This is a genomic window from Streptomyces sp. NPDC038213 (assembly GCF_055600495.1).
The window spans coordinates 20,755-39,934 of sequence record NZ_JBVJYM010000021.1 but is presented as its reverse complement, the minus strand read 5'-3'; the positions used below and the strand labels follow the sequence as shown (position 1 = coordinate 39,934).

Annotated in this window: 16 protein-coding genes and 1 tRNA gene; 8 read left to right on the top strand and 9 right to left on the bottom strand. The window is 75.3% G+C overall.

The window, feature by feature from the left end; genetic code table 11:
* Position 1 precedes the first annotated feature (1 nt).
* Entirely contained in the window at positions 2 to 1,801 is a 1,800-nt protein-coding gene (locus ACZ7JZ_RS25075) for a hydroxysqualene dehydroxylase (RefSeq protein ID WP_470943035.1), read from the bottom strand.
* 172 nt (positions 1,802 to 1,973) lie between these two features.
* On the opposite strand from ACZ7JZ_RS25075, the gene ACZ7JZ_RS25070 reads away from it, so the two are divergent.
* On the top strand, positions 1,974 to 2,279 hold the full coding sequence (locus ACZ7JZ_RS25070; RefSeq protein ID WP_470943033.1) for a 4a-hydroxytetrahydrobiopterin dehydratase: 306 nt from the start codon (positions 1,974 to 1,976) through the stop codon (positions 2,277 to 2,279).
* Positions 2,280 to 2,281: 2 nt separating this feature from the next.
* Positions 2,282 to 3,028: a class I SAM-dependent methyltransferase gene (locus tag ACZ7JZ_RS25065; RefSeq protein WP_470943031.1), complete on the top strand. Its 747-nt coding sequence runs from the start codon at positions 2,282 to 2,284 to the stop codon at positions 3,026 to 3,028.
* Positions 3,029 to 3,074: 46 nt separating this feature from the next.
* Here the strand turns inward: ACZ7JZ_RS25065 and ACZ7JZ_RS25060 are convergent, their stop codons facing one another.
* The 7 genes from ACZ7JZ_RS25060 to ACZ7JZ_RS25030 all read right to left on the bottom strand — a co-directional run bounded on the left by ACZ7JZ_RS25060 (position 3,075) and on the right by ACZ7JZ_RS25030 (position 13,678).
* Entirely contained in the window at positions 3,075 to 4,277 is a 1,203-nt protein-coding gene (locus ACZ7JZ_RS25060) for an amidinotransferase (protein ID WP_470943030.1), read from the bottom strand.
* A gap of 304 nt (positions 4,278 to 4,581) precedes the next feature.
* Positions 4,582 to 5,382, bottom strand: coding sequence for an aldo/keto reductase (locus tag ACZ7JZ_RS25055; RefSeq protein WP_470943165.1), 801 nt, complete (start codon positions 5,380 to 5,382; stop codon positions 4,582 to 4,584).
* A gap of 281 nt (positions 5,383 to 5,663) precedes the next feature.
* Positions 5,664 to 6,455: an ABC transporter ATP-binding protein gene (locus ACZ7JZ_RS25050; RefSeq protein WP_470943163.1), complete on the bottom strand. Its 792-nt coding sequence runs from the start codon at positions 6,453 to 6,455 to the stop codon at positions 5,664 to 5,666.
* 5 nt (positions 6,456 to 6,460) lie between these two features.
* Complete coding sequence (locus tag ACZ7JZ_RS25045) at positions 6,461 to 9,223, bottom strand: ABC transporter permease subunit (RefSeq protein ID WP_470943028.1); 2,763 nt, start codon at positions 9,221 to 9,223, stop codon at positions 6,461 to 6,463.
* Positions 9,224 to 9,232: 9 nt separating this feature from the next.
* A complete protein-coding gene (locus ACZ7JZ_RS25040) occupies positions 9,233 to 10,504 on the bottom strand; it encodes an ABC transporter substrate-binding protein (RefSeq protein WP_470943027.1) in 1,272 nt (423 codons plus the stop codon).
* Positions 10,505 to 10,636: 132 nt separating this feature from the next.
* On the bottom strand, positions 10,637 to 12,460 hold the full coding sequence (locus tag ACZ7JZ_RS25035) for an AMP-dependent synthetase/ligase (RefSeq protein WP_470943025.1): 1,824 nt from the start codon (positions 12,458 to 12,460) through the stop codon (positions 10,637 to 10,639).
* 333 nt (positions 12,461 to 12,793) lie between these two features.
* Positions 12,794 to 13,678: a LysR substrate-binding domain-containing protein gene (locus ACZ7JZ_RS25030; RefSeq protein ID WP_470943024.1), complete on the bottom strand. Its 885-nt coding sequence runs from the start codon at positions 13,676 to 13,678 to the stop codon at positions 12,794 to 12,796.
* 428 nt (positions 13,679 to 14,106) lie between these two features.
* On the opposite strand from ACZ7JZ_RS25030, the gene ACZ7JZ_RS25025 reads away from it, so the two are divergent.
* Both ACZ7JZ_RS25025 and ACZ7JZ_RS25020 read left to right on the top strand, forming a co-directional pair.
* Positions 14,107 to 15,096 (top strand): bile acid:sodium symporter family protein, encoded by a 990-nt coding sequence (locus ACZ7JZ_RS25025; protein WP_470943161.1) that lies wholly within the window; start codon positions 14,107 to 14,109, stop codon positions 15,094 to 15,096.
* A 25-nt stretch (positions 15,097 to 15,121) separates the two neighbouring features.
* A complete protein-coding gene (locus ACZ7JZ_RS25020; RefSeq protein WP_470943022.1) occupies positions 15,122 to 15,580 on the top strand; it encodes a (2Fe-2S) ferredoxin domain-containing protein in 459 nt (152 codons plus the stop codon).
* 62 nt (positions 15,581 to 15,642) lie between these two features.
* Here the strand turns inward: ACZ7JZ_RS25020 and fdhD are convergent, their stop codons facing one another.
* Entirely contained in the window at positions 15,643 to 16,494 is an 852-nt protein-coding gene (gene fdhD / locus ACZ7JZ_RS25015) for a formate dehydrogenase accessory sulfurtransferase FdhD (protein ID WP_470943020.1), read from the bottom strand.
* Between the two features lie 208 nt (positions 16,495 to 16,702).
* On the opposite strand from fdhD, the gene ACZ7JZ_RS25010 reads away from it, so the two are divergent.
* From ACZ7JZ_RS25010 to ACZ7JZ_RS24995, 4 genes are all read left to right on the top strand, one after another.
* Positions 16,703 to 17,641 carry a beta-ketoacyl-ACP synthase III gene (locus tag ACZ7JZ_RS25010; protein WP_470943018.1) on the top strand — a complete coding sequence of 313 codons (939 nt, stop codon included), beginning with the start codon at positions 16,703 to 16,705 and terminating at the stop codon, positions 17,639 to 17,641.
* 127 nt (positions 17,642 to 17,768) lie between these two features.
* A complete protein-coding gene (locus ACZ7JZ_RS25005) occupies positions 17,769 to 18,233 on the top strand; it encodes a hypothetical protein (RefSeq protein WP_470943017.1) in 465 nt (154 codons plus the stop codon).
* Between the two features lie 83 nt (positions 18,234 to 18,316).
* Positions 18,317 to 18,404, top strand: a tRNA-Leu gene (locus tag ACZ7JZ_RS25000).
* A gap of 86 nt (positions 18,405 to 18,490) precedes the next feature.
* Positions 18,491 to 19,177, top strand: a complete 687-nt coding sequence (locus tag ACZ7JZ_RS24995) for an NADPH-dependent FMN reductase (protein WP_470943015.1) — start codon at positions 18,491 to 18,493, stop codon at positions 19,175 to 19,177.
* Positions 19,178 to 19,180: the final 3 nt, after the last annotated feature.

Here is a 19,180-nt window from a genome sequence, read left to right as displayed (position 1 = left end):
GTCAGCCCAGGTCGAACACGTTGCGCAGGCCCAGCCGGTGACGCAGCCGGTCGTGGCGGCGGAAGGGCTCCAGCTCCGGCGGCCGGTACATGGGCAGCACGGCGCACCGGGGCGCTGGGGAACCGGACCTCTCCAGCAGGGAGTTCACCGCGGCGCGGGCCGAGGCGTTCGCGCCCTCCATCGTGGCGAGGTCGATGTCCACGGCCACGTAGTCCCCGCAGAGGAAGAAGTTCGGGATCCGGGTGTCCGCGCTCGGCCGGTTGTGGAGCGTGCCCACCGGGTGGATCAGCAGCTCGTCCTGGTTGACCGGCCGGGGGGTGCCCAGCCCGTCCACCCCGGGGTCGAGGAACCACGAGTGCAGGGCCCCGTCGCGCAGCACCGTGCGGCCCGTGTCGTTGAGGGAGGCCTTCAGCTGCGCCCACACCTCGCGGGCCACCTCCTCCCGCGTGCACTGCTTGGCCGTCTTCCCGTAGAGCAGGCCGGGCCTGTCCCACTCCGAGACGTCCACCGACAGGCAGTCCACCGCCGCCCCGTCCCCGTAGTCGGCCGGGAAGTCGCGGGCCGGCCAGTGCTCGGCCTGCTGAATGGCCGTCAGGGACCAGGGGGAGTCGATGCAGTTGAAGTGCCCGTGCACCAGCGGGGCCCGCTCGGTCAGGTAGAACTGGATGCCCGTCATCCAGTCGGTCTGGAGCCGGTCGCAGCGCCCCAGCATCGGGTCGGCGGCGCGCAGCGCTGGCCCCCAGGTCCGCCGGGCGTGCTCCACGGGCAGGGCGCTGACGTAGTGGTCGGCGGTCACGGTCCGGCGTACCCCGTCGGGGTCCTCCACCGCCACCCCGGTGACCCGCCCGGACCCGTACAGGACCTCGTGCACCGTCCAACCGAGCGCGAACTCCACCCCCAGGGAGCGCAGATGGGCCTCCCAGGGGTCGATCCAGGCCTCGTTGGTGGGCAGGTTGAGGATCCGGTCCGGCGGCCCGTCGGCCCCCTGGCCGAGGGCGTTGAAGGCGAAGGCCTCGCCGAGGGTGCCCACGGTGCGGGTCGAGGCCTCCTCGGCCTTGGTGGCGACGATGTTGCGGGTGATGCCCACGGCCAGGATGCGCTGGTACTCGTTCGACATCCGGTCCGCCCGGACGAAGTCCCACCACGGGGTGCGCTCCCACACCTCGTCGCGCCGCTCCGCGCAGCTGGTCATGAACACCAGGGCGCGGTTGGCGAAGTACGCGCTCTCGTGTGCGGGCAGCCGGCAGAAGGTCTCCAGCAGCCCGGTCAGCGCCCGGCGCAGCTCCTCCGGGGACAGCCCGGCCGGCCGGTGCCCGGGCCAGGGGATGGGGGCGCGCAGGTCCTCGCGGCCCGCGGCCCGCGCGAACATCATCTCGGGGGGTGCGACGAGGTTGCCCCAGACCCCGTCGGCGTTCCCCGGGAAGGGGATGCGGCGCATCGTGTCGGGGAGGTTGTGGTAGATCCCCGGGATGAAGCGGAACCCGTGCTCGGCGGGCAGTGGCAGCCGGCCGCCGCGCGCGCTGCCCGGGACCCCCATGCTGCGGGCCTTGCCGCCCAGGGCCCGGCGCTCGTACACGGTCACGGCGTAGCCCCGCTCCGCGAGCTCGTGGGCCGCCGTCATCCCGGCCACCCCGCCGCCGAGTACGGCGACCCGGCCGGCGCCGCCGGGGGCGGCCGCGGGGGCCGCCCCGGGCCGGGCCTGCGGCGCCCGCCCGGCGGCGCGGACCGGTCCGGCGCCCGCCGCCGCGGCCGTCCCCGCCACCGCCGCCGCGCCCGCCACGAACGTACGTCTCGACGCCATCCCCGCACCCCATTACCGTCGGTAACACGTATGGGTGCAGGAGCATATGAGCCCGGCCCGCACGGCGGAAGCGGAGCGGGGGACCCGTGCGCACTATGGCGCGAAACCCTCCCTCCCGCCCCCGCTGTGGCAGGCTGGACCCGTCCGCACACCGCCCCGGGAGGAGCCGCGCATGGCCATGGAGCCGCTGTCCCAGAAGGAGATCGAGGACCGGCTGCGGGAGCTCCCCGGCTGGGCGCTGGAGGGCGGCCGGCTCGCCCGCACCTACCGGCTGGGCGGCCACTTCGCCGCCGCCGCCCTCGTCATGGGCATCGCGGCCGTCCAGGACGGGCTGAACCACCACGCCGACCTGACCCTCGGCTACGACACCGTCTCCCTCGCCGTGCACACCCACTCCGCCGGCGGCGCCGTCACCGGCCAGGACTTCGCCCTCGCCGAGCGCGTCGAGGCCATCGCCCCCGCCCACGGGGCCGTCTGACGGTGCGTCCGCTCCTCGACTACGACCGCGAGGCCGCGGACTACGACCGCACCCGCGGCGGCGAACCCCGCGCCGGGGCCGCCGCCGCAGCCGTGCGCTCCCTCCTGCCGGCCACCGCCCGCACCCTCCTCGACCTCGGCTGCGGCACCGGCATCGTCACCACCCGCCTCGCCGGGCCCGCACTGCGCGTCTACGGCGCCGACACCTCCGCCGGCATGGCCGCGGCCGCCGCCGCCCGCGGCGTGCCCGTCGTCCTCGCCTCCGCCGGCCGGCTGCCCTTCCCCGACTCCTCCCTCGACGCCGTCAGCGCGGTCTGGCTCCTGCACCTGCTGCGTGAGCCGGGCGCCGCCGCGGCGGTCGTGGCCGAAGCCGCGCGGGTGCTGCGCCCCGGCGGGGTACTCGTCACCACCGTGGACAAGGACGCGGCGCACGACACGGGATCGGACATCGACGCGGTCCTGGCGCCCCATCTGACCCCGGCCCCCTCCGACTCCGCCGCGGACGTGATCCGCTGGGCCGCCGCCCACGGGCTCTGCGAGGCGGGGGAGGCGTTCTTCCCCGGCCACGGGCAGGGCCGCTCGCCGCGCGGTGCCGCCCGGGCCCTGCTGAAGGGCCGGTACGCCTCCAGGGTCGCCCCGCGCCTCGCGCCCGGGGAGCTGGCGGCCGCCCTCGAGGCCCTCCCGGACCCGGACCGCCCCCGCCCGGACCCGGTGTACCGGCTGCTGGCCCTGCGCCGCGGCGGGAATTGATGGCGCAGCAGACTCTGACGTCCCCTCAATTCCCCTTCTCGGCAGCTCAATCGGTATAGGACTCCAGGGTGCCGCGGCGCCTGACGTCCAGGGTGGCGCAGTGGAAGGAGCCGCCGAAGGGCGCGTAGTGCAGGAAGTCGCAGGGGACGGGCTCGAAGCCCCAGCGTTCCAGTGCGCGCAGCATGGAGGTGTAGTGCCGGTCGGCGACCACCCGGCCGCCGCCCACCGACAGCACGTTCATGCTCAGCCATTTCCCGCACAGGGAGGCGACCTTGAGCAGCCTGCCCGGTACCGGCTCCGGTTCGGGGGCCGTCAGCACCTCCCAGGAGCGCAGCGCCGCGGGGAGCCCGGCCGGGTCCACGTACTCGGGGTTCACCAGCACCCGGCCCGGGGCGAGCGGCAGGAACGTGGTGTCGATGTGCATGGGCGTGCGGCAGCGGCTCTCGATCTCGTGGATGCGGTAGCCCGGCCCCAGGTGGCGGCGCAGCCACTCGATGCCCATGCGGTTGGTGACGTTGCTGCGCGTCACGAACAGGTCCCGGCCCGCGCGCACGAAGTCGGCGGCGTCGAAGACCGGTTCGAACTCGGTGAGGATGTAGCGCATGGGCTCCCCGGGACGCGGGACGCGGTAGTCCGGGTCGAAGAGCTCGTCGGCCAGCTGCGGCCGGGGCGCGGCCGTCCAGCGGGCCCCGCGCCGGAAGTAGTCCTTCACCACCGGCCGGTAGGAGTGGCTCTCGAAGTACCGGCACGGCCAGGCCATCGGGGTCTCGATGACCTCGTCCCCGACCACGAGCATGCTGTCGCGGGGGCAGCTGCAGCAGAAGCCGCGCGAGGACCAGTCGGGGGTGCGGAACCTGCGCCGGTGGTCCACGGCCTCCGGGCGCCGCACCGTGATCCCCAGGGACTCCAGCAGGGCCACGAACCCGTCCAGCTCCTCCTGCGCCGGCCCCAGCAGGGCGCGCGGGAAGCCGAAGCCGGCGGCGAGGCCCTGGAGGCGGGCCGCCCACGGGGGGATGTTGCAGGCCACCACGGGGTGGTTCGAGGGGACCGCGGCCCCTTCGAGGCGCCCGACGATCACCTCCTCCAGGGGGTCCCACTCGTTGTGCGACAGCACGGGCGAGGGGGAGGGGTGGGGGCCGGGCGGCGGCTGGGAGGGGAGCGGCGCGTCCGCCGCGCCGGGGGAGCGGCCCGCGCCCCGCGCCCCAGCCGTGTCCGTCCCCGCTGTGTCCGTCCCCGCTGTGGTGTCCATGGCACCTGCCCGGTGGTCGGGCGGCCCCCGCGCGGCGGCCGGGACCGCGGCCTGTCCGACGGGCCCCGCCGCCCCGCGCGGCCCGCGGCCGCCCGGCCCGCCGGTGCCCTCGTCTGACCCCTACCCCCGCCCGGCCGGATTAGGCCGTACGGGCGTACGGCAGCCCGCCCCGCCGGATTCGGCCGGGAGCGGTCACCGGGCATCAGCCCGAGCCGCCCCCGCCACCGCTGTCAGGAGGCCGCGGCCGGAGTCCCCGGCGGGCCCGCCGGACGGCCCGGCCGGCCGCCCGCCGGGCCCGTGTCCTTCAATTCCAGTCGAAGTCGTCCGGGTCCGGGCCGATCCGCCGGCCCGCGTCCAGGCCCGCCAGCGCCGCCATGTCCCCGGCGTCGAGCGCGAAGCCGAACACGTCGATGTTCTCGCGGATCCGCGCCGGGGTCACCGACTTGGGGATGACCACGTTCCCGAGCTGGAGGTGCCAGCGCAGCACCACCTGCGCGGCGCTGCGGCCGTGCTTGGCCGCGGCGGCCAGCACCACCGGGTCGGACAGCAGCTCCTTGCCCTGGCCCAGCGGGGACCAGGCCTCGGTGGCGATGCCGTACCCGGAGTGCACCGCGCGCAGCTCGGGCTGGGCGAGGTAGGGGTGCAGCTCGACCTGGTTCACGGCGGGCACCAGCCCGCTCTCCTGGCTGAGCCGCTCCAGGTGGGCCGGCTTGAAGTTGGACACGCCGACGGCGCGGGCGCGGCCGCTCGCCGCGATCTCCTCGAAGGCCTTCCAGATCGCCGGGTAGCTGCCGTGCCGCGGCCGGGGCCAGTGGATCAGGTACAGGTCCACGTACTCCAGGCCGAGCCGCGCCAGCGAGGCGTCGAACTCGCGCAGGACGGCGTCCCGGTCCCAGGTCGCGGTGCCGCTGTTCCACAGCTTGGTGGTGACGAACACGTCCTCGCGCGGCAGGCCGGAGTTGGCGATGGCCTTGCCCGTGCCGGACTCGTTCTCGTACACCGCCGCCGTGTCGATGCTGCGGTACCCCGCGTCCAGGGCCGCGGTCACCGCCGCCGTGGCCTCCTCGTCCGGCACCTGCCAGACGCCGAAGCCGAGCTGCGGCATGCGGACGCCGTTGTTCAGCTCGACGACCGGGACCGCGGTCCCGCCCTGCCCGTCCTGTCCGCCCTGCGTGTGGTCCGTCTGGTCCGTGTGGTCCTGGCTCACGTCGCGTCGTTCCCTCGCGTTGTCATCTCGTCCGTACGACCAGCGAGAACCAGTCGCGCCGTGGTCCTATTCCCGCCGTACGGGTGAGGTTCCGGAGCCGGAGCCGGAGCCGGAGCCGGAGCCGGAGCCGCAGCCGGGGCGCGGGCCGGGGCGCGCGGCCGCCCGGCCCCCGCCCGCGCTCACGGCGTGCGCCCCAGGTACGCCTCGCGGACCGCGGGATCCGCCCGCACCTGCGCGGCCGTCCCCTGCGCGAGCACCCGCCCCAGGTCGAGGACGACCACCCGCGCGCACAGCTCCATCACGAAGGCCACGTTGTGTTCGACGAGCAGCACCGCGCAGCCCTCCTCCGCGGCCAGCCGCCGCACCACCGCCGCCAGCCGCTCCCGCTCGGGCGCGTCCATCCCCGACGCGGGCTCGTCCAGCAGCAGCACCCGCGGCGGGTCCGCCAGCGCCCGCGCCAGCTCCACCATCCGGGCCTGCCCCACCGGCAGCCCGCCCGCGTACGCCCCCGCCAGGGCGCCGAGCCCGCACTCCGCGAGCACGGCGTCCGCCCGCGCCCGCCGGTCCCGGCCGACCGCGCCCCGGCCCGCGCGCCCGCCGGGTCCCCGTCCGCCCCCGCGCCACTCCTGGGCCACGAGCAGGTTGTCGGCCACGGTCAGCTGCCCGAAGAGCTGCTGCCGCTGGAAGGTCCGGCGCATCCCGTGCCGCGCCCGCCACACCGGCGAGCGCCGGGTCACGTCCCGCCCGTCCAGCAGCACCCGGCCCTCGTCCGGCCGCCGGATCCCCGAGACCACGTCGAACAGGGTCGTCTTCCCGGCCCCGTTCGGCCCGATCAGCCCGCACACCTCCCCGGGCCGCAGCTGCGCCGACACCTCCGCCAGCGCCCGGACCCCGCCGAAGCGGACCCCGACCCCCCGCACCTCCAGCACCGCGCCCCCTCCTGCGCCCGCCCCGGCTGCCCCGCCGTCCACGGCGGTCACCGGGCGATCCCCAGATAGGCCTCCGCGAGCCGGTCCGCCTCCACCTCGGCGCGCGGACCGCACCAGGACACCCGGCCCTGCGAGAGGTACGCCACCGTGTCCGCGACCCCGAGGACCTCGGCGGCCTTCTCCTCGACCAGCAGCAGCGCCGTCCCCGCCGACCTCAGCTCCGCCAGCAGCCCGTACACCTCGTCCACCACCCGCGGTGCGAGCCCGAGCGAGGGCTCGTCCGCGACCAGCACCCGCGGGGGCCGCTGGAGCAGCGGGGCGAGCGCCAGCATCTGCTGCTCGCCGCCCGACAGCGAACCGGCGGGTACGGAGCGCCGGTCGGCCAGCCGCGGGAAGCGCGCGTACACCGCCTCCCGGTCGGCGTCCCGGTCCAGGTGCAGCGCGAGGTTCTCGGTGATGCTCAGCCCGGGGAAGATCCCGCGGCCCTCCGGGGCCAGCAGCACGCCCCCGCGGGCCCGGAGCACCGGCCCCTCGCCGGTCGCGTCCCGGCCGTCCGTGAGGACGCTGCCGCGGACGGCGGCCAGGGCGCCCGCGGCGACCCGGCAGGCGGTGCTCTTCCCGGCGCCGTTCGGCCCGAGCAGCGCGAGGATCTCCCCGGCCCGCACCTCAAGGTCCACCCCGCGCAGCACCGTCCCGCCGTCGTACCCCGCCCACACCCCGCGCAGCTCCAGCACGGGCCCGGGAGCCTGCGCACCCCCGCCGGGGACCCTGCGCGCCGCGGGCACGGCAGCGGTACGGGGGAGGGGCGCGCCGGCTCCGGTACGGGCATCCGCACCCGTACCCGCGTCCGTACGGGCATCCGCACCCGCAAGAGCACCCGTATCCGTACCCGTACCCGCCCGCGCCGCCCGCCGCCGCGCCAGGCGCAGCGGAACGGCCGCGCAGTACCCGTCGGGGTCGTTGGCGAGGGCCAGCCCGGCCAGGCCGAACAGGAGCACGGGCAGGTGCGCGGACTCGGTGACGTACTCGGACACCAGCGGCGGCACCGCGGCGAAGACCAGTCCCGCGACCACCGCGTACTGCGGCCGGCGGACCCCGGCCGCGACCACGACGGCCAGCCACACCAGCCCGGTGACGGCCGTGAAGTCCGTCGCGGTGATGCGGGTGCTGAAGGAGGCGTACAGCACCCCGCCGAAGCCCGCGAGCCCGGCGGACAGGGTGAACAGCAGCAGCTTGGTCCGCACGACCGACACCCCCGAGGCCATCGCGGCCGCCGGGGCCGAGCGGGCGGCCAGCACGGCGCGCCCGGCCGGCGAGGACCGCAGCGCGGTGAGCCCGGCCGCCACCAGGACGACCAGCACCAGCAGGGCCACCCCGAAGGCCCGGTCGTCGGAGAGGTCCACCGGGCCGGCCGCCGGCCGCGGCACGGCCCAGCCCTGGTCGCCGTTGCGCAGCCAGCGCAGCTGGAAGAGGACCTGGTCGGCGAGGAAGGCCAGGGCCAGCGTGGCCAGCGCCAGCGAGCGCCCCCCGAGCCGCAGGGCCGGCAGGGCGGCCAGCGCCCCGAGCAGTGCGGCGGCGCAGGTGCCGGCCGCCGCCGCGGCGAGGAAGGGCCAGCCGCGGCTCATCAGCAGCCCCGCGACCAGCGCGGCGCCGGTCACGAAGGCGGCCTGGGCCAGGGAGACCATGGCCCCGAGCCCGGTGACCACCGTGAAGGACATGAAGATCAGCGCGAGGGCCAGGCCCTGGGCCAGCGCCCCGCTCCAGAAGGGCGTGGTGACGGTGTAGAAGGCGGTGCCCAGCAGGGCGGCGGCCACCGCCCACGGCCCCCAGCGCCGGGCCGGGGAGCGGTCCGCGAGGTGGTCCGGGGGCGGGGCGTCGGCCGCGGCGGTGCCCGCGGTCCGCTGCCGCCGGGTCAGCACCAGCAGCCCCGCGAACAGGATCAGGAAGGGCACCGCGGTCCGGAAGCCGGTGATCTTCTCGGCGAAGGAGGCGTACCCGGCGACCAGGTTCTGCAGGACGCCGAGCCCGAGCCCGCCCGCGAAGGCCAGCGGCACCGACACGAAGCGGCCGAGCGCCGCGGCCGTGGCGGAGACGAACAGGAACAGCGTGAAATCGTGCGCCGACAGCCCGAGCAGGGGGGTGGCGAGCACCCCCGCCAGCCCGGCCAGCCCGGAGGCCAGCATCCACGCCACCGAGGAGAGCCGGTCCGCGCTGATCCCGCGCAGCTCGGTCAGGGAGCGGTCGTCCACGGCCGCGCGCAGCCGCAGCCCGAGCCGGGTGTGCCGCATCAGCACCCACAGGGCCGCCGCGACCAGGGCGGTGGCCACCCAGGTGATCAGCTGGTCGGAGTCGATGCCCACCCCGTCGGCGAGCTGCCAGGACACCGCCGGGCTCGGGCCCGCCCCGGGCAGCCCGAACTGGTTCTCCGCGGGCACCACGGGCGCCCCCGCCTCCGCGAGCAGCTCCACGGCCCACAGCCCGGCCGCGGGCAGGGCGACCAGCAGGCCGATCGTGGCCACGATCTGCGCGGTCTCCCCGACCCGGGCCAGCTTCCGGAACATCAGCCGGTCCAGCGCCCAGCCGAGCCCCGGCGCGAGCACGCACACCACGAACAGCGCCGTCGGCACGGGCGGCCAGCCGAAGCCCGAGCGCAGCTCGTGGAAGGCGAGCGCGCTCAGGTAGGCCGTCGCCCCGTGGGCGAAGTTGAACAGCCCGGAGGCCGAGTACGAGAGCACCAGGCCGGTGGCGAGCAGGGCGTACAGCGCCCCGGAGACCAGCCCGCTCAGCACGAACGCCAGCAGATCACCCATGCCGGTACGTCACTTGAAGGGGATCGGCGGGTAGCACTTGAACGGTACGGAGACCTCGTACCGGCCGTTCCTGAGCTGCACCAGCGCCCCGCAGCCGAAGCTCTCCTTCTGCACCTTGGCCCCGCTGCGGTCCCCGACCAGCGAGCCCGTGTCGGAGAAGCCCGACGCGGCGGTCTGGAAGGTCTCCGGGCTGAGGTTGCGGCCGGCCTTCTGCGCGATGGCGAGGAAGAGGTCGGCGCTCATGTACCCGGTCAGCATGTGCATGTTCAGGGGGACGTCCTTGCCCCCCGCCGCCGCCTTGATGTCGGCCTTGAACTGGACCATCTTCGGGTCCGCCGACTCGAAGGGCTGGAACTGCAGCAGCACGTGCACCCCGTCGAGGGCCTTGCGGGTGGCCTCCTGGGCCAGCAGCCCGGGATCGTAGTCCGTGGGGTCGGAGAGGACCCCCGTGTAGCCGCTGCGCTTGAGCGCGGTGAACAGGCCGATGTTGTTGGGGGTCTGCATCACCGAGACCACGGCGTCCGGGGCCTTCCCGCCGTTGCTGCGCAGGATCTCCTTGACGTACGCCGACCAGTCGCTGGGCACGGCCGTGGCCGGTACCGAGGGTTTGGCGTACGTCACCTTGAACCCGGCGGTCGCGAAGCCCTGGCTGAAGGTGCGGATGCCGAACTTCCCGGCATCGCTGTCGTTGGCGATGATCGCGACCGACTTGCCCGGCTGCCCGCCGAGCACCGTGCGCAGGCCCTCGGGCCAGGTCTGGTTGAGGGTGCCGCCGGGCATCGGGACCAGGCAGCCGTTGAACCCGTACAGGTACTTCGGCCCGCAGAACGACGGCAGGGTGCCCCAGCCGAAGACGGGCACCTTCGACTGCTCCAGGAAGTCGGCGCCCGAGAAGGTCACCGAGCTCATGGGCGCGACCGCGAACACCTTCTCCTGCTGGACGAGCTTGCGGGCCGCGGCCATGTTGCGGCCCGGGTCCTGGCCGTCGTCCTCCGCGCCGAGGTACTCGATCTTCCGGCCGTTCACCCCGCCCTCGGCGTTGGCGCGCAGGTAGCGGGCCCTGGCCCCCAGGTCGGTGTCCTTCTTGCTGTAGCCGCTGGCGGTGGTCATGGAGACGATGCCGCCGACCTTGACCGAGTCGGCCGTGACCCCGCGGACGGCGGCATCGGCCGGGGCCCGCCCGCCCTCACCCTCCTGCCCGCCCCCGGAGGCGGAGTTGCAGGCGGAGACGAGGGCCAGTGCCGCGGCCGCGGCGGCGAGGGTGCGGATGGATCTGCGCATGGGGTCGGGTCCCTCCCGTCGGAATTCCCGCATTCTGGGTGGGACCTGATGAACCGTCAATAATCGCGGCAGCGAGAATTGACGAACCGTCAGATCGTGTCGAATGCGCTCCCCGGCCGGGCTCCGCCCGCCTCAGCCGGGGTACAGCGCCGCCACCTCGGCCGCGTATGCCCGCTCGATCGCCTTCCGCTTCAGCTTCAGGGAGGGGGTCAGCAGCCCCCGCTCCTCCGTGAACGGCTCCGCTAGCACCCGGAAGGTCCGGATCGACTCCGCCTGCGAGACCAGGGTGTTGGCCGCCACCACCGCCCGGCGCACCTCCGCGGTCAGCTCCTCGTCCCGGACCAGCCGCTCGGGATCCAGCGCGGGCCGCCCGCGCATCGACATCCAGTGCCCGACCCCGTCCAGGTCCAGGGTCAGCAGCGCCGCCACGTACGGGCGGTCGTTGCCCACCACCAGGCACTGGGCCACCAGCGGGTGCGAGCGCACCCGCTCCTCCAGGGCCACCGGGTACACGCTCTTGCCGTTGGAGGTCACCAGGATCTCCTTCTTGCGGCCCGTGAGGACGAGGTAGCCGTCCTCGTCCAGCCGCCCCAGGTCCCCGGTGGCGAGCCAGCCCCCGCGCAGCACGGCCCCGGTGGCCTCCGGATCCCCGAGGTAGCCCGCGAAGACGTGCCCGCCGCGCAGCCAGACCTCCCCGTCCTGCGCGATGTGCACGCTGCTGCCGGGGATCGGCGGGCCCACCGTGCCGTACTTGACCGCGCCGGGCGGGTTCGCCGTGGCCGCGGCGCAGGACTCCGTCAGCCCGTACCCCTCGAAGACCGTGATCCCGGCCCCCTCGAAGAACAGCCCGAGCCGGCGGGACATCGCCGAGCCGCCCGACATCGCGTGCCGCACCCGCCCTCCCATCGCCTCGCGCACCCGCGCGTAGACCCGCTTCTCGAAGAGCCGGTGCTCCACCCGGACCGCCGCCGAGGGCCCCGGCCCGGACCCGAACTGCCGCAGCTCCCGGGCCTCCGCGTACCGTACGGCCGTCTCCACGGCCCGCTCGAAGGGCGCCCCCCGGCCCTCCGCCTCCGCCCTGCGCCGGGCCGCCGCGAACACCTTCTCGAACACGTACGGCACCGCCAGCAGGAAGGTCGGCCGGAAGGCCGCGAGGTCCGCCAGCAGCTCCTCGCCGGCCAGCACCGGCTGGTGTCCCAGCTTGACCCGGGCCCGTACGGCGGCCACCTCGACCATCCGCCCGAAGACGTGCGCCAGCGGGAGGAACAGCAGCGTGCACGGCTCGGCCCCGTCCCGGGGCCGGAACACCGGCTCCCAGCGCGCCGTCATCGTGTCCGTCTCGTACATGAAGTTGGCGTGGGTCAGCACGCAGCCCTTGGGCCGGCCCGTGGTCCCCGAGGTGTAGATGACCGTCGCCACCGACTCGGGGGTCACCGCCCGCCGGTGCCGGTGCACCACGTCCTCCGCGACGGCGGCGCCCGCCGCCGCGAGCTCCGCGAGCGCGCCGGAGTCCAGCTGCCAGAGCCGGGCCAGCCGCGGCAGCCGGTCCACCACCGAGCCCACGGTCATGGCCTGGTCCTCGTCCTCGACCACGCAGGCGGTGACCCCGGAGTCGTGCAGGATCCACCACACCTGGTCCGCGGAGGCCGTCGGGTACACGGGCACGGGCTGGGCGCCCACGGACCACAGGGCGAAGTCGAAGAGCGTCCACTCGTACCGGGTCCGCGCCATGATGGCCACCCGGTCCCCGAAGCGCACCCCCTGCGCCAGCAGCCCCTTCGCCAGCTCCAGCACCTCGTCGCGGAACTCCGCCGAGGTCACGTCCCCCCACGCGCCGTCCCGCTTGCGCCCGAACACCACCCGGTCCGGATCCTCCAGGGCGTGGTCGAACACGGCGTCGGCCAGCCCGCCCACCGGCGGGCCCGACACCACCGGCGGCACCGTGAACTCGCGCATGGGGACCGCTCCCTCCGACCGCTCCTGCCCGCACAGCGCCGCGACCGTACCCCACGGCGGGCCCCGGCGGGTCCCGCTCCGAAGATCCGGTACGAAGCCATCCCCACTGGTCAGACCGGAAGTCGGCGGCCCGGCGGGAATCTGCACGGGATCTACCCCGGCCGGGCGCGCGGGATCCACAGGCCGCCCGGCCGACGGGACCGGCGCACGCGTCCCGACCGTCCCGGCCAACTCGTCAGCCCCAGCCGTCCCTGCTGCCCCAACCGGCCCACAGGTCACCACGGTTACCCGACGCGCTGGAGCCGCGGGTCGTCCGGGTGCGGGTGGTCCGCCTCAGCGCAGGGCCGGCCCCGGCTGCCCCAGCCGGTCCCCGCCGGCGAGCACCGCCGCCGCCAGCGCCCGGGCCGCCGCCGCAGCCGCGGGAGTCGGCCGCACGCCCTCCAGCAGGACGAACTCCACCCCGCCCAGCTCCGGCAGCCCCGCCCGCTCCGGCACCCGCACCAGCCCCGGCGGAATGAGGCCCCGGCTGTGCGCCATCACGCCCAGCCCCGCCCGGGCCGCCGCGATCAGCCCGCTCAGGCTGCCGCTCGTACACGCGATCCGCCAGGAGCGCCCCTCCCGCTCCAGCGCCTCCAGCGCCCGCGCCCGCGTGATCCCCGGCGGTGGGAAGGCGATCAGCGGCACCGGCCGGTCGGGGTCCACCCGCACCCCCTCCGCCCCGATCCACACCATCCGGTCCCGCCACACCAGCCGCCCGCCCCGGTCCTGCGGGCTGCGCCGCTTCGCGAGGACGAGGTCCAGCCGGCCCGCGTCGAGCCGCTCGTGCAGGGTGCCGGACAGCTCCACGGAGAGCTCCAGGTCCACCTCGGGGTGGTCGTGCCGGAAGGACTCCAGCACCTCCGGGAGGCGCGTGAGCACGAAGTCCTCCGAGGCCCCGAACCGCAGCCGCCCGCGCAGCCGCGTCCCCGAGAAGAAGGCGGCGGCCCGCTCGTGAGCCGCCAGGATGGTCCGCGCGAAGCCGAGCATGGCCTCGCCGTCCCCGGTCAGCTGCACGCTGTGCGTGTCCCGGACGAAGAGCCGGCACCCGGCCGCCTCCTCCAGCCGCCGCACGTGCTGGCTCACCGTGGACTGCCGCAGCCCCAGCCGCCCCGCGGCCTGCGTGAAGCTCAGCGTCTGCGCCACGGCGAGGAAGGTGCGCAGCTGCGCGGGCTCGTACACGCCCCCAGCGTAGCCCCGCATATCGCGCTGCGTGATGACAGTCAGAAGGGTGTACGGGTTTCCCGATGGCGCCCCGCCCCGCAGGATGGAACGAACCGCGCCGGACCCGGGGGCCGCCCACCCCGCCCGCGCCACTCCGCCCCGCCGCACCGAGAGCACGTGACCAGATGCCCCGTCCCCCTGCCCCTGGCCCCGGCCCCGCCCCTGGCCCTGGTCCTGCCCCTGGGCCTGCGCCCGACTCCGGCCCTGCCCCTGCCCCTGGCTCTGGCTCTGGTCCAACCCCCGGCCCTGCCCCTGCCCCTGCCCCTGGTTCTGGTCCAACCCCCGGCCCTGTCCCTGCCCCCGCCCCCCGCACGACCGGCCCCCGCCCCCGCGTGCGCCCGCGGACCGGCCCGCGTCCGGGTCCCCGTCCGCGTCGGCGGCTGCGGATACCCGTGGACCCCTTCGTCCTGGCGCTGCTCGCCACCGTCGCCCTCGCCGCGCTCCTGCCCGCCCGCGGCCAGGCCGCGGGGACCGCGCAGGGCGCCGCCACCGCGGCCGTGACCCTGCTCTTCTTCCTCTACGGGGCCCGCCTCTCCACCCGCGAGGCCCTCGACGGGCTGCGCCACTGGCGGCTCCACACCACCGTGCTGGCCTGCACCTTCCTGGTGTTCCCGGCGCTCGGCCTGCTGGCCGGCCTGCTGGTGCCCGCGGTGCTCACCCCGCCGCTCTACCAGGGGCTGCTGTTCCTGTGCCTGGTGCCGTCCACCATCCAGTCCTCCGTGGCCTTCACCTCGATCGCCCGCGGCAACGTCCCCGCGGCCATCTGCGCCGGCTCCTTCTCCAGCCTCGCCGGGATCCTGCTCACCCCGCTGCTCGCCGCCCTCCTGCTCGGCTCGGGCGCCGGCGGATTCTCCCTCGACTCCCTCCTCAAGATCGTCCTCCAGCTGCTGGCGCCCTTCCTCGCGGGCCAGCTGCTGCGCCGCTGGGTCGGCGGCTTCCTGGCCCGGCACAAGAAGGTCCTCGGCTACGTGGACCGCGGCTCGATCCTCCTCGTCGTCTACAGCGCCTTCAGTGCGGGCGTGGCGGCCGGGATCTGGCAGCAGGTCAGCCCCGCCCGGCTCGGCGCCCTCTTCCTCGTCGAGGCCGTCCTGCTGGCCGCGATGCTCGCCCTGACCTGGTACGGGGCCCCGCGCCTCGGCTTCGGGCGGGAGGACCGGATCGCCGTGCAGTTCGCCGGCTCCAAGAAGAGCCTTGCCGCCGGACTGCCCATGGCCAGCGTGCTGTTCGGGGCGCACGCGGGCCTGGCCGTGCTCCCGCTGATGCTCTTCCACCAGATGCAGCTGATGGTCTGCGCGGTCATCGCCCGCCGCCGCGCCCGGGACCCCCTGCCCGTTCGGGGTGTGGCGCAGGTCTCGGTGCCCGCCGGGCGAAGTTGATCACCGGGGCCGATAGCGTTCCGGGGTGACCTGGATACGGCCCACCGCGGCGCACCGCCCCTGCACCCTCGTCGTCTGCCGCGGCTGCTGCTGCGGCAGCGCCCGCAAGAACCCCGGTACGGACCACGCCTGGCAGCTGGCCCGGCTGGAGGCCGCCGCGGCCGGCTCCGGGGGCCGGTTCACGGTCCGTACCAGCGACTGCCTGGGGCCCTGCGCCCAGGCCAACGTGATCGTGGTCCAGCCCTCTGGGGAGGGCCGGGGCCGGGGCGGCCGCGCCACCTGGATCGGCTGGGCGCTGGACGATGCGAGCACCGACGAGATCGCGGCCTGGGCCGAGGCGGGCGGCCCCGGTGTGGCGCCGCCCCCGGCCGCGCTGGAGCTCCAGGTCGTCGAGCCCCCGGTGGAGTCCCGCACCCCGCGCGCGGCGGCCCGCGCCGAGCGCGCCGCCAGGGCGTCCCGCCGCTCCCGCTCCCGCCGCGGCTGACCGCACGGGGGCGGTCCGCCCGGGTGCGCGTCCAGCCCCCGTACCCGTAGCCGCGTACGCGCTCAGGCTTGCGGGAGCTCCGCTCCCGTGCCCAGCACCCGGTGCTCTCCCGCGTACACGTTCATCGAGGACCCCCGCAGGAAGCCGACCAGCGTCATACCCGACTCCAGGGCCAGGTCCACGGCCAGGGAGGACGGCGCGGACACCGCGGCGAGCACCGGGATCCCCGCCATGACGGCCTTCTGCACCAGCTCGAACGAGGCCCGCCCCGACACCATCAGCACACTGCCGGCCAGCGGCAGCCGCCCCTCCTGCAGGGCCCGGCCCACGATCTTGTCCACGGCGTTGTGCCGGCCCACGTCCTCCCGTACGTCGACCAGCGCGCCCGCGGAGTCGAACAGCGCAGCCGCGTGCAGCGCCCCCGTACGGTCGAAGACCCGCTGGCCGGCGCGCAGCCGGTCCGGCAGCTCCGCCAGCAGCTCCGGGCCGAGGCGCACCGGGTCCGCCGCGGCCCCCGGGAAGCGGGTGGCCGTCCGGACGGCGTCCAGGCTGGCCTTCCCGCACAGCCCGCAGGACGAGGTCGTGTAGACGTTGCGCTCCAGCGAGATGTCCGGCACCGGCACCCCGGGGGCGAGCTTCACGTCGACCACGTTGTAGGTGTTCGTGCCGTCCTCGGCGGCCCCCGCGCAGTACACGATCGACTGCAGCTCGTCCGCCCGCCCGAGCACGCCCTCACTGACCAGGAACCCGGCGGCGAGCGCGAAGTCGTCGCCCGGGGTGCGCATGGTGATGGCCAGGGGTCTGCCGTTCAGCCGGATCTCCAGCGGCTCCTCGGCGACCAGGGTGTCCGGCCGGCGGCTGACCTTCCCGTCCTCGATGCGTACGATCCGACGGCGTTCGGTGACCCGTCCCATACTGCTCCGCCCGCCCGTGCTCGGTTCTCGACGCCCCCATTCTCACGCACCCGTACGCGCGCGCCCGCGGACCCCCCGGCGGACCGGGGCGACCCTCGGGAATCTCCAAAGAAGACCGGCCGAACCTGTGGGATCACGCGCCCTTGTACCGGTCGGTAGCAGGCAAAGCTGGGGGGTCATGACTGCCGCACGAGGGGGTAAACCGCCCATGACGGGTTCACGCGTGGTCGCGCTCGGTCACTACCAGCCCGCCAAGGTCCTCACCAACCAGGACCTCGCCGGGCTCGTCGACACCAGCGACGAATGGATCCGGTCCCGGGTCGGGATCAAGACCCGGCACGTGGCGGGGCCCGAGGAGCCGGTGGACGAGCTGGCCGCGCAGGCGGCGGGCAAGGCGCTGGCGTCGGCCGGGCTGAGCCCCGCCGACATCGACCTGGTGCTGGTGGCCACCTCCACGGCCATCGACCGCTCCCCGAACACGGCCGCCCGCGTCGCCGCCAAGCTCGGCATGGGCTCGCCCGCCGTCATGGACATCAACGTGGTCTGCTCGGGCTTCACGCACGCCCTGGCCACCGCCGACCACGCGATCCGGGCCGGCTCCGCCACCCGCGCCCTCGTCATCGGCGCGGACAAGATGACGGAGATCACCGACTGGACCGACCGCACCACCTGCGTGCTCACCGGCGACGGGGCGGGCGCCGCCGTGGTCGAGGCCGGCGAGGAGCCCGGCATCGGGCCCGTGCTGTGGGGGTCCGTCCCGGAGATGGGGCACGCCGTGCGCATCGAGGGCACCCCGCCGGTCTTCGCCCAGGAGGGCCAGTCCGTGTACCGCTGGACCACCAGCCGCCTGCCCGCCCTGGCCCGGCAGGTCTGCGAGCGCTCCGGGCTCACCCCCGAGGACCTCGCCGCCGTGGTCCTGCACCAGGCCAACCTGCGCATCATCGAACCGCTCGCCGCGCGGATCGGCGCCGTGAACGCCGTCGTCGCCCGCGATGTGGTCGACTCCGGGAACACCTCCGCCGCCTCCATCCCCATGGCCCTGTCCAAGCTGGTCGAGCGCGGCGAGGTCCCCACCGGCGCCCCCGTCCTCCTCTTCGGCTTCGGCGGCAACCTCTCCTACGCGGGCCAGGTCATCCGCTGCCCGTAGCGCGGGCCCCGCGGGGTGCTGCCTGAGTCGTACGCGCTTTGGTCCCCGGGACGGACGTTTGTCCGGTCCGTCCCGCCGAGCATGGAGGGAGACCGAACGACCGCGTACGCCCCAGGAGCCGACCCCCATGAACGCCCGCGCCCGCACCCTCGCCCTCACCGCCGCCGGAGCGGCCACCGCCGTCGGCCTGGCCGCCCTGGTCGCCGTACCCGCCGCCAAGGAGTGGTACGAGGGCCGCCACGACGAGGCCTCCTCGTACGCGAGCGGCGCCGCGGCCAAGGAGGCCCGCGCCTCCGTCCCCCGCTGGCTCCCCGACGACGCCACCGGCGTCGAGTACGCGATGAAGACCACCGGCGGCGACCGCCTCCTGAAGGCCACCCTGGCCCGCGGCGAACTCCCCGAGGGCTGCACCCCCGCCGCCGCCCCCGCCAAGCCCCCGGCCCTGTCGGCCGCCTGGTTCCCCACCGATGCCCGCACCCGCAGCACCGCCCGCTGCGGCATCTACTACGCGTACCTGGACGGCCACACGCTGTACGGATGGCAGGACAACGCCGACTGGGTCCACCAGAACAAGACCGGCGCAGCCACCTGACCTCAGTAAATGTGGTGCGGGACCCCCGCGGAGGCCTGGTATTGTTGTCCATGTCGCCGCGGGAAACCGGGGCCGACCACCTAGTCCGGGTGGCGGAATGGCAGACGCGCTAGCTTGAGGTGCTAGTGCCCTTTATCGGGCGTGGGGGTTCAAGTCCCCCCTCGGACACCACAGGAAAAGCCCCTTTCGAGGGGCTTTTCGCGTATCTGCGGCCGGGTCGGTGGGAGGGGGCGGCGGGGGCGCGTAGCGTCCGGGGGATGAGTGAGACCTCTGGTGTGAGCGGGGACGGCGGCGTGGTCGAGGGCGGGGCGCTGCGGGTGCTGGTGCTGGCCGGGTCCTCCCGGGAAGGGTCCGTCAACGCCCGGCTGGCCGCGCTGGTCGCCGCGCAGGTGGAGCGGTCCGGGGCCGTCGTGGACCTGGCCGGGATCCGCGAGTTCGAGATGCCGACCTACGACGGGGACGAGGAGGCGGCCGAGGGGCCGCCGGCCGGGGCGGGGGCGCTGCGCGAGCGGCTGCTCGCGGCGCAGGCGCTGGTCATCGCCTCGCCCGAGTACAACGCCTCCGTGCCGGGGGTGCTGAAGAACGCCGTGGACTGGGTCTCCCGCTTCCGGCCGCAGCCCTTCAAGGACAAGCAGACCCTGCTGGTGTCCGCCTCGCCGTCGATGGTCGGCGGCAACCGCGGGCTGTGGGCCCTGCGCGTCCCGCTGGAGCACCTCGGCGCCCGCGTCTACCCCGACATGTTCAGCCTGGCCCAGGCCCATGCCGCCTTCGGGCCGGACGGGCAGCTGTCCGACGCCGGGCTGCGGGAGCGGCTCGGGGCCACCGTGGACTCCTTCCTCGCCCTCGCCGAGGCCGACACGCGCTACCTGTGCCTGCAGCGCCGGTGGTACGAGTTCCTGGGCGACGAGTCCAGCGCCCCGGTCACCCAGCGCGCCGAGGGCTGAGCG

Coding starts and splice junctions, on each gene's coding strand:
- ACZ7JZ_RS25075 (WP_470943035.1), bottom strand. CDS start 1,801: ATGGCGTCGAGACGTACGTTCGTGGCGGGCGCGGCGGCGGTGGCGGGG.
- ACZ7JZ_RS25070 (WP_470943033.1), top strand. CDS start 1,974: ATGGCCATGGAGCCGCTGTCCCAGAAGGAGATCGAGGACCGGCTGCGG.
- ACZ7JZ_RS25060 (WP_470943030.1), bottom strand. CDS start 4,277: ATGGACACCACAGCGGGGACGGACACAGCGGGGACGGACACGGCTGGG.
- ACZ7JZ_RS25055 (WP_470943165.1), bottom strand. CDS start 5,382: ATGCCGCAGCTCGGCTTCGGCGTCTGGCAGGTGCCGGACGAGGAGGCC.
- ACZ7JZ_RS25045 (WP_470943028.1), bottom strand. CDS start 9,223: ATGGGTGATCTGCTGGCGTTCGTGCTGAGCGGGCTGGTCTCCGGGGCG.
- ACZ7JZ_RS25040 (WP_470943027.1), bottom strand. CDS start 10,504: ATGCGCAGATCCATCCGCACCCTCGCCGCCGCGGCCGCGGCACTGGCC.
- ACZ7JZ_RS25035 (WP_470943025.1), bottom strand. CDS start 12,460: ATGCGCGAGTTCACGGTGCCGCCGGTGGTGTCGGGCCCGCCGGTGGGC.
- fdhD (WP_470943020.1), bottom strand. CDS start 16,494: ATGGGACGGGTCACCGAACGCCGTCGGATCGTACGCATCGAGGACGGG.
- ACZ7JZ_RS25010 (WP_470943018.1), top strand. CDS start 16,703: ATGACGGGTTCACGCGTGGTCGCGCTCGGTCACTACCAGCCCGCCAAG.
- ACZ7JZ_RS25005 (WP_470943017.1), top strand. CDS start 17,769: ATGAACGCCCGCGCCCGCACCCTCGCCCTCACCGCCGCCGGAGCGGCC.
- ACZ7JZ_RS24995 (WP_470943015.1), top strand. CDS start 18,491: ATGAGTGAGACCTCTGGTGTGAGCGGGGACGGCGGCGTGGTCGAGGGC.